The sequence below is a fragment of the Methylobacterium sp. WL18 genome (genome assembly GCF_008040015.1).
Classification (GTDB): Bacteria; Pseudomonadota; Alphaproteobacteria; order Rhizobiales; family Beijerinckiaceae; genus Methylobacterium; species Methylobacterium mesophilicum.
Genome location: NZ_VRVD01000718.1, coordinates 1 through 2,173 on the forward strand (window position 1 = coordinate 1; position 2,173 = coordinate 2,173).

The 2,173-nt window shown below is 72.9% G+C and carries 2 protein-coding genes; both read right to left on the reverse strand.

Annotation, left to right across the window (positions count from 1 at the left end; all coding sequences use genetic code 11):
- On the reverse strand, positions 1-1,081 hold a 1,081-nt coding region (locus tag FV228_RS27430), incomplete at its 3' end, for an aldehyde dehydrogenase family protein (protein WP_147857397.1).
- 61 nt (positions 1,082-1,142) lie between these two features.
- The coding region (locus FV228_RS27435; protein ID WP_246694050.1) for a thiamine pyrophosphate-dependent enzyme at positions 1,143-2,173 on the reverse strand (1,031 nt) is incomplete at its 5' end.

Sequence of the window (2,173 nt, forward strand, 5' to 3'; positions counted from 1 at the left end):
CCGCCACCGTGACCCCCGGGCGGCCCGCCATCTCGGCGACGCCGCGCTCGAAGCGGGCGCGGATGTCGGCGGTCAGCATCGCGTGCGGCGCGCTCTCGCGAATCGCCGTCGCGGCGGCCTCCGCGAAGGCCTCCAGGTCGGAGCCCGCGATCCCGATCAGCAGGCCCGGATTGGTGCAGAACTGCCCGGCTCCGAGGGTCAGCGAGGCCGCGAAGGCTCGCCCGATCGCCTCGCCCCGCGCCGCCAGGGCGCCCGGGAACAGCAGGACCGGGTTGATGCTGCTCATCTCGGCATAGACCGGGATCGGGCGGGGACGCTTGGCCGCGATCTCCATCAAGGCGGTGCCGCCCCGGCGCGATCCGGTGAAGCCGACCGCGGCGATCCGGGGATCGGCCACCAGCCCCTGCCCGATCGACTGGCCGGCATCGAACAGCAGCGAGAAGACGCCCTCCGGCAGGCCGCTCGCGGCGACCGCCTTCTGGATCGCCCGGCCGACCAATTCCGAAGTGCCGGGATGGGCCGGGTGCGCCTTGACGATCACCGGGCAGCCGGCCGCCAGCGCCGAGGCGGTGTCGCCCCCGGCCACCGAGAAGGCGAGCGGGAAGTTGCTGGCGCCGAACACTGCCACCGGTCCCACGGCGAGCATCCGCAGGCGCAGGTCCGGCCGCGGCAGCGGCTTGCGGTCCGGCAGCGCCGGATCGATCCGGATCTGGAAGGCGCTGCCCTCGCGCAAGACGCCGGCGAACAGGCGCAGCTGACCCACGGTGCGGCCACGCTCGCCCTCGATCCGCGGCCGGGGCAGGCCGGTCTCCGCCATGCAGCGGGTGACGAGGTCGTCGCCGATGTCGAGGATGTTGGCCGCGATCGCCTCCAGGAAGGCCGCCCGGGCCTCCGGCGCGGTCTCGCGGTAGGTGTCGAAGGCCGAATCCGCCAGGGCGCAGGCCCGGTCCAGATCGTCGAGGCTCGCGCCCGGGAACTCGGGTTCCAGGGTGTTGCCGGTGGCCGCCTCCACGGCCCGGAACGCGGCCTGCGTGCCTCGCCGGGCCTGAGCGCCGATCAGGTTCTCGCCACGCACGGTCATAATCGACTCCTGTTCGAAACGGGTGCGGATGCTCCGCACCGGGTCGGTGAAACGGGGCCTCTCAGCCCTCGCGTGCCGCCAGGGCCTTCGCGCGGATCGCCGCGAGGGTCATGGTCGGTGTCAGCGCCTCCGGGTCGACGAGGCAGTGGATCATCGCCGGCAGGCCGGCGGCGAGGCTGCGCTCGAAGGCGGGGGCGAACTCCTCGGTGCGCTCGACGCGCTCGCCATGGCCGCCGCAGGAGCGGGCCAGGGCGGCGAAATCCGGATTGCGCAGCTCGGTCGCGGAGACCCGCCCGGGATACTCGCGCTCCTGGTGCATCCGGATCGTGCCGTACATGCCGTTGTCGAGGACCACGATCACGATGGCGATGCCGTACTGCACGGCGGTGGCGAATTCCTGCACGGTCATCATCACGTCGCCGTCGCCCGCGAGCGCCACGACGATCCGATCCGGTAGGCTGCGCTTGGCCATCACGGCCGCCGGCAGCCCGTAGCCCATCGACCCCGATGTCGGGGCAAGTTGCGTCCCGAAGGCTCGGAACCTGTAGTAGCGATGGATCCAGGTGGCGAAGTTGCCGGCGCCGTTGCAGATCACCGCATCGCGCGGCAGCCGCTCCCGCAGCCAGGTGATCGCCTGGCCGTACTGGAACGCCCCGGGCTTGGGGTCCGGCGCCTCCGACCAGGCGCGGTAGGAGGCATGGGCCTCGGCGGCGCGCCCCACCCCCGGCGCGTCGTAGCCCGGCAGGGCGGCGCAGAACGCCCCCGGGCTCGCCTGGATCGCCAGCGCCGGCTGATAGACCCGGCCGAGTTCCTCCGGATCGGGATGGACGTGGACCAGCGGCAGGCCGGGATCGGGGATGCCGAGCAGGCCGTAGGATTGCGCCGGCATCTCGGAGAGGCGGCCGCCGACCATGAGCAGCAGATCGGAGCCCTTGATCCGGGCCAGAAGATCCGGGTTCGGCCCGATCCCGAGTTCGCCCGCAAAATTCGGGTGGTCGGCATCGAACAGGTTGGCCCGCCGGAACGAGACCGCCACCGGCACGTCGTGGCGCTCGGCCCAGGCCGCCACGGCGGCGCGGGCGGATTCCGTCC